The organism is Kitasatospora sp. NPDC058406 (genome assembly GCF_042722765.1).
In the GTDB taxonomy this organism is placed as follows: Bacteria; Actinomycetota; Actinomycetes; order Streptomycetales; family Streptomycetaceae; genus Kitasatospora.
Window position 1 is genome coordinate 1 of record NZ_JBHXKE010000375.1, and the last position, 6,227, is coordinate 6,227.

At 70.1% G+C, this 6,227-nt stretch carries 9 protein-coding genes; 7 read left to right on the plus strand and 2 right to left on the minus strand.

Annotated elements, in window-relative coordinates:
• The 7 genes from ACFWOG_RS38790 to ACFWOG_RS38820 form a co-directional block, all read left to right on the plus strand.
• The coding region (locus ACFWOG_RS38790; RefSeq protein WP_380364266.1) for an SDR family oxidoreductase at window positions 1–200 on the plus strand (200 nt) is incomplete at its 5' end.
• Window positions 200–1,192, plus strand: a complete 993-nt coding sequence (locus ACFWOG_RS38795; RefSeq protein WP_380364268.1) for an aldo/keto reductase — start codon at window positions 200–202, stop codon at window positions 1,190–1,192. The genes ACFWOG_RS38790 and ACFWOG_RS38795, both read left to right, overlap by 1 nt.
• Entirely contained in the window at window positions 1,192–1,932 is a 741-nt protein-coding gene (locus ACFWOG_RS38800) for a (Fe-S)-binding protein (protein ID WP_380364270.1), read from the plus strand. Before ACFWOG_RS38795 ends, ACFWOG_RS38800 begins: the two co-directional genes overlap by 1 nt.
• Entirely contained in the window at window positions 1,929–3,386 is a 1,458-nt protein-coding gene (locus ACFWOG_RS38805; protein ID WP_380364272.1) for a LutB/LldF family L-lactate oxidation iron-sulfur protein, read from the plus strand. The genes ACFWOG_RS38800 and ACFWOG_RS38805 overlap by 4 nt, the downstream gene beginning before the upstream one ends.
• Entirely contained in the window at window positions 3,383–4,030 is a 648-nt protein-coding gene (locus ACFWOG_RS38810) for a lactate utilization protein C (protein WP_380364274.1), read from the plus strand. The genes ACFWOG_RS38805 and ACFWOG_RS38810 overlap by 4 nt, the downstream gene beginning before the upstream one ends.
• Window positions 4,027–4,338, plus strand: a complete 312-nt coding sequence (locus ACFWOG_RS38815) for an L-rhamnose mutarotase (RefSeq protein WP_380364276.1) — start codon at window positions 4,027–4,029, stop codon at window positions 4,336–4,338. The genes ACFWOG_RS38810 and ACFWOG_RS38815 overlap by 4 nt, the downstream gene beginning before the upstream one ends.
• On the plus strand, window positions 4,335–5,201 hold the full coding sequence (locus ACFWOG_RS38820) for an amidohydrolase family protein (protein ID WP_380364282.1): 867 nt from the start codon (window positions 4,335–4,337) through the stop codon (window positions 5,199–5,201). Before ACFWOG_RS38815 ends, ACFWOG_RS38820 begins: the two co-directional genes overlap by 4 nt.
• 361 nt (window positions 5,202–5,562) lie before the next feature.
• On the opposite strand, the gene ACFWOG_RS38825 is transcribed toward ACFWOG_RS38820, so the two are convergent.
• Complete coding sequence (locus ACFWOG_RS38825) at window positions 5,563–5,751, minus strand: hypothetical protein (protein WP_380364278.1); 189 nt, start codon at window positions 5,749–5,751, stop codon at window positions 5,563–5,565.
• Window positions 5,752–5,791: 40 nt separating this feature from the next.
• The gene (locus ACFWOG_RS38830; protein ID WP_380364280.1) at window positions 5,792–6,076 is read right to left on the minus strand and encodes a hypothetical protein; all 285 of its coding nucleotides are present in this window, start codon (window positions 6,074–6,076) and stop codon (window positions 5,792–5,794) included.
• Window positions 6,077–6,227 lie beyond the last annotated feature (151 nt).

Sequence of the window (6,227 nt, forward strand, 5' to 3'; positions counted from 1 at the left end):
CGGCCGACCCGCAGGCGCTGCGGGCCGCGCTGAACGCCCGCCAGCCCACCGGGCGCCTCGTCGCCGCCGGCGAGGTCGCCGCAGCCATCGCCTACTTCGCCGGCCCGGAGTCGGCGTCGGTGACCGGAACCGCGCTTGCGGTCGACGGCGGGATGGCGGGCCTGCGCCTGCCCCCCGACCGGATAAGGAGGGAGCAGTGATGAAATCGCTCCCATCGGGGCGCACCGAGCCCGTCGTCTCCCGCCTCGCCTTCGGGGCCGCCGGCATAGGCAACCTCTTCACCCCGGTCGGGGAGGAGGAGGCCAACGCCGCCCTGGTTGCGGCATGGACGGCCGGCATCCGATCCTTCGACACAGCCCCGCACTACGGCCTCGGACTGTCCGAACGACGACTCGGCCGGTTCCTGCGGGCGCGCCCCAGGGGCGAGTTTCATCTCTCCACCAAGGTGGGCCGGGTTCTCGAACCCATGTCCTACCCAGTGGGGGACGACCTCGCCAACGGCTTCGCGGTGCCGGCGACCCACGTGCGCCGCTGGGACTTCTCCGCCGACGGCGTCCGCCGTAGCCTGGAAGCCAGCATGACCCGCCTCGGCGTGGACCGCGTCGACACCGTCTACCTGCACGACCCGGACAACCACATGGACCAGGCCCTCACCGAGGCCTACCCGGCGCTGGAAAGCCTGCGCGGCGAAGGCCTGGTCGGATCGATCGGCGCCGGAATGAACCACTGCGCACCGCTCGCACGCTTCGTCCGCGACACCGACATCGACGAAGTCCTGGTCGCGGGCCGCTACACGCTGCTCGACCAGAGCGCACTGCAAGACCTGCTCCCGGCGGCCACCGAACACGGCGTCTCGGTGGCGGTAGGCGGGGTGTTTAACTCCGGACTGCTCGCCGCCCCCCGCCCGGACGCCACCTTCGACTACACCACCGCCCCCACCAGACTGGTGGAACGCGCGCTACGGATGCAGGAAGTCTGCACGCGACACGGCGTGCCGCTGCGCGCGGCGGCGGTGCGTTTCGCGCTCGCACACCCGGCGGTGACGAGCGTCCTGATCGGTGCCCGCACCGCCGGCGAGATCACCGACGCCGCCGAGCAGGCGGCCCGGCCCATCCCCAACGCGGTGTGGGTCGACCTCCGCGCCGCAGGCCTGCTGCCCGGCCATATCCCCACCCCGGACGGTGATCACTGATGCGGATCGCCCTGTTCGTCACCTGCTTCAACGACACCCTCTACCCCAGGACCGGACGCGCCGTGGTGCAGGTCCTGGAACGACTCGGCCACACGGTCGACTTCCCCCAGGAACAGACCTGCTGCGGGCAGATGCACTTCAACACCGGCTACCGCACCGCGGCCATACCACTGGTGCGGCGATTCGCCGACACCTTCGCCGAATACGACGCCGTGGTCACCCCCTCCGCCTCCTGCGCCGGCATGGTCCGCGAGCACCACCCCGCCCTCGCCGCCAGATACGCGCCCCTCGCCCTCCAGCTGCAGGTCTCCGAACTGGTGCCCAGGGTCCACGAGTTCACCGAGTTCCTCACCGATGTCCTCGGTGTCACCGATGTCGGCGCCCACTTCCCACACAAGGTCGCCTACCACCCCACCTGCCACTCCCTGCGCGGCCTGCGCCTGGGCGACCGCCCCGAACGACTGCTCCGCGCGGTACACGGCCTCGAACTCCTCCATCTGCGCGCACCCGAGGAGTGCTGCGGATTCGGCGGCACCTTCGCAATGAAGAACGCCGACAGCTCCGCCGCGATCCTCGCCGACAAGACCGCCGACGTCTCCGCCACCGCTCCCGACGTGCTGTGCGCCGCCGACAACTCATGCCTTCTCCACATTGGCGGCGGTCTGTCCCGTCAGGGATCCGACGTCCAAACCCTGCACCTCGCCGAAATCCTCGCCGCCACCGAAGGGGACCCGCGATGAAGGACGGCCACGGCCTGGTCTGGCTCGGCGCCCCCGCCTTCCCCCAGGCCGCACGCACCGCCCTCGCCGACACCCGGCTACGGGCCAACCTCAAACGAGCCACCACCACCATCCGCGACAAACGACTGGTGGCGACCGGCGAGCTCGACGACTGGGAAGCACTGAGGGAGGCGGGCGCCGCGCTCAAACGGCGCACGCTGCGCCACCTCGACTGCTACCTCGAACAGTTGGAGGAGTCCATCACCGCCGCCGGTGGCACCGTGCACTGGGCAACGGACGCCACCGAGGCCAACCGAATCGTGACCGAGCTCGTCCGGGCGACCGGCGAGCGCGAGGTCGTCAAGGTCAAGTCGATGGCCACCCAGGAGATCGGCCTCAACGAGGCGCTCGCCGAAGCGGGCATCACCGCCTACGAGACCGACCTCGCCGAACTCATCGTCCAGCTCGGCGACGACCGACCCTCCCACATCCTCGTCCCGGCGATCCACCGCAACCGCGCCGAGATCCGCGAGATCTTCACCCGCGAAATGGGACACTGGGGCATTCCCGCCCCCGACGGCCTGAACGACGATCCGGCAGCCCTCGCCGACGCCGCCCGAACCCACCTGCGGGAGAAGTTCCTGACCGCCAAGGTCGCCGTGTCCGGCGCCAACTTCGCCTGCGCCGACACCGGCACGGTAGTCGTCGTGGAGTCCGAGGGCAACGGGCGGATGTGCCTGACCCTGCCCGAGACGCTGATCACCGTCATGGGCATCGAGAAGGTCATCCCGGCCTTCGCCGACCTGGAGGTCTTCCTCCAGCTCCTGCCGCGCTCCTCCACCGGCGAACGGATGAACCCCTACAGCTCGATGTGGACCGGGACGACTTCGGGCGACGGGCCACGCGACTTCCACCTCGTCCTGCTCGACAACGGCCGCACCGCCACCCTCGCCGACACCGTCGGCCGCCAGGCCCTCGCCTGCATCCGCTGCTCCGCCTGCCTCAACGTCTGCCCGGTCTACCAGCGCACCGGCGGCCACGCCTACGGCTCCGTCTACCCCGGCCCGATCGGCGCCGTCCTCACCCCGCAATTGGTCGGCGTCGAGCACGCGGCGTCACTGCCCTTCGCCTCCACCCTGTGCGGGGCCTGCTACGACGCCTGCCCCGTCAAGATCAACATTCCGGAAGTGCTCGCCCACCTGCGCGCCGAGGTCGTCGAAGGCAAACGCCGCAGGCGCCGCATCCCCACCACCGAAGCCCTCGTCATGAAGGCCGCCGCCGCGGTGCTCTCGTCCCCCCGCCGACTGGCAGCCGCCCAGAAGGCCGGATCCCTCGGCGCACGCGTGGTGGCCAGGAAGGGCAGGATCAGCCGGCTCCCCGGCCCGCTGCGCGGCTGGTCCGACACCCGCGACACCCCCGCACCGCCCGCCGAGTCCTTCCGCGCCTGGTGGCGCAACAACCGGGAGAAGCCATGAACACCCGGCTGGAGACCCTGGCCCGGATCCGCGCCGCACTCGCCGACGTCCCCGCCGACGAACGCCCCGAGGACGTACCAGTTCCCCGCTCCTACCACCGCAGCCACGCCCACGGCGACCTAGCCGACCTCTTCGACCGACGCGCCACCGACTACCGTGCCACCGTCCTGCGCAGCACCCCCGAGTCGTTGCCGGACACCATAGGCACGACCCTCGCCACGCGCGACGCCACGAAGGTCGTCGTACCGGAAGGGTTCCCCGCCCACTGGCTGCCCGACCTGCCCTGGACCGCGGACCGGCCCGCGCTCACCGTCCCGGAGCTGGACGCCCTCGACGGCGTCCTCACCACCGCGGCAGCCGCAATCGCGGTCACCGGCACCCTCGTCCTCGACGCCGGCCCAGGCCAGGGACGCCGCGCACTCACCCTCGTCCCCGACTACCACCTGTGCATCCTCCGCGCCTCGCAGATCGCGGCGGACGTCCCCGACGCCCTCGCCGTACTCGACCCCACCCGCCCGCTCACCTTCATCTCCGGACCGTCCGCCACCAGCGACATCGAACTCAACCGCGTCGAAGGAGTGCACGGACCCCGCACCCTGGACGTCATCATCGTCGACGACTGCACCGAGGAGGACACGCAGTGAGGATCGCCCTGCACACCCGCGTCCGTTCCGACCGGATCGCCGCCTACGAGCAGGCCCACCGAGAGGTACCCGCCGAACTCACCGACGCCATCCGGGCCGCCGGCGCAACCTCCTGGACCATCTGGCGCAGCGGCACCGAACTGTTCCACCTCGTCGAATGCGACGACTACGCCGCGCTGATCGCCGGACTGGAGGGACTGCCAGTCAACATCGCCTGGCAAGCCCGGATGGCCGAGCTGCTCGATGTCGTCCACGACTACTCCGCCGACGGCGCGGCAGCCGGCCTCCCGGTGGTGTGGCAGCTGTGATCGGCCCCGGCATCGTCGACGCGCACCACCACCTGTGGGACCTCACCGTCCGCGACCAGGAGTGGATCACCGGCGAGGCACTCGCCCCGATCCGCCGCAACTTCTCGCTCGCCGACCTGCACCCGCTCGTCCGACGGTCAGGCGTCACCGCGACCGTCCTGGTGCAGACCGTCTGCGTTCCCCAGGAGACTCCTGAGATGCTGGCACTGGCCGCCGCCGACGACCTGGTCGTCGGCGTGGTCGGCTGGACCGACCTCACGAACCCTGGCATCGCCGACACCATCGCCCGAATGCGCGAACTCCCGGGCGGCAGGAAACTCGTCGGCCTGCGCCACCAGGTCCAGTCCGAACCCGACCCCGGGTGGCTGCTTCGCCCCGACGTGCTGCGCGGACTGGCAACGGTCGCGGACTTCGGACTCGCCTACGACCTGCTCGTCCTCCCGCACCAACTGCCCGCCGCCACGGAGCTCGCCACCCGGCTGCCGGAACTGAGCCTCGTTCTGGACCATCTCGCCAAACCGCCCGCGGCCACCGGCGAGACCGAGCCCTGGGCCACGGCGATCCGCGCACTGGCCTCCAGGCCCAACACCCTCTGCAAGCTCTCCGGCCTGGTCACCGAGGCCGACTGGCAACACTGGGCCCTCGCCGACCTTCGCCCGTACGCGGACACCGTGCTGACGGCTTTCGGGCCCGAGCGGCTGATGTTCGGCTCGGACTGGCCGGTCTGCACCCTCGCGGCCTCCTACGACGAGGTGGTGAACACGGCCCAGGACCTCACCGCCGACCTGAGTGGCGCCGAACGGCACGCAGTGTTCGCGGGCACGGCAGCTGCGGCATACGGTTCCGCCGTGGCGGCGCTTTGAACGGCATCGACTCCGCCTGGTAGCCCGGCGGCCATCGGGTAGGGGCCATGCCAGCCGACGCTGGTCTGCCCCCGGGCAGGTGACCTCCGTTCGGTCGAAGTATGTCGACGACCGACAGCGACGCCCCACGACCGTCGACGCTGCCCCTCCCGACCAGGCCGCCGCTGCCCCGCCAGAGACTGTCGGGCCGTCAGCTCACCGGCCACGGGAGAGCACGACCATGGAGATAGAGTCCCGAATCGTCGTGTCCACGGGTGTCGGCGGCGGCCTCGCGCTCAAACGGGGCGGCGTTCCCGGGTCCCATCGACAAACCGCCCATCCGCCCTTCCCCGCGAACGTCCTCGGGGTCGGCGTACGTGCATCAGCACACAGGATCGAGAGGTCGGCCGGCGCCGTTGACGACGGCGTTGTGGATGGCGCTGTCGGACAGTTGCCACTTCTCCAGGATGCTGCTGTAGGTGCCGTCCGTGATGAGCGAGTTCATCGCCCTGGCCAGGGTGTCCCGCAACTGGGTGTCACTCTTGCGGACGGCAACGCCCCAAGGCTGCATTTGCACCTGCGGGCCCGCGACTTCGAAGTTCCTCCCCTTGTCAAGGGTCTGAGCGTTGTACAGCACTTTTCGGGTAGCCGGTGATCAGCGCGTCCGTCCGGTTCTTTTGCAGTTCCGTCACGGCGGCCGGATCGGTGTCCGCCCGCAACACGTCGAGGGTCTTGCCCAGACGCTCGCAGGCCTTCTGCTGACGGGTCGCGAGCTCGTCGTGAACCGTCTCCTTCTTCACCACCACGGATCTTCCGCACAGGTCGCCGAGGTTGCCGATCCTCGCCGGGTTGCCCTTGCGGACCATCATGCCGGAGCCGGCCATGAAGTAGTCCACGAAGTCAACACCTTCGTCGACCTGCTTGTTGTCCTTGTCAACTCCCCGTTCCCGCTCGGACTTGTTTCTGAATAACTGTCAGAGTTGATCTTCCTTGTCGGCGGGCTCGGACAGAAGGGCTCGGAGCTGTTCCAGGGTGCGGGCGGGCGAC

Bases quoted from the DNA above. Each gene is read 5' to 3' on its own strand.
- ACFWOG_RS38795 (WP_380364268.1), top strand. From the start codon at position 200: ATGAAATCGCTCCCATCGGGGCGCACCGAGCCCGTCGTCTCCCGCCTC.
- ACFWOG_RS38800 (WP_380364270.1), top strand. From the start codon at position 1,192: ATGCGGATCGCCCTGTTCGTCACCTGCTTCAACGACACCCTCTACCCC.
- ACFWOG_RS38805 (WP_380364272.1), top strand. From the start codon at position 1,929: ATGAAGGACGGCCACGGCCTGGTCTGGCTCGGCGCCCCCGCCTTCCCC.
- ACFWOG_RS38810 (WP_380364274.1), top strand. From the start codon at position 3,383: ATGAACACCCGGCTGGAGACCCTGGCCCGGATCCGCGCCGCACTCGCC.
- ACFWOG_RS38825 (WP_380364278.1), bottom strand. From the start codon at position 5,751: ATGCAGCCTTGGGGCGTTGCCGTCCGCAAGAGTGACACCCAGTTGCGG.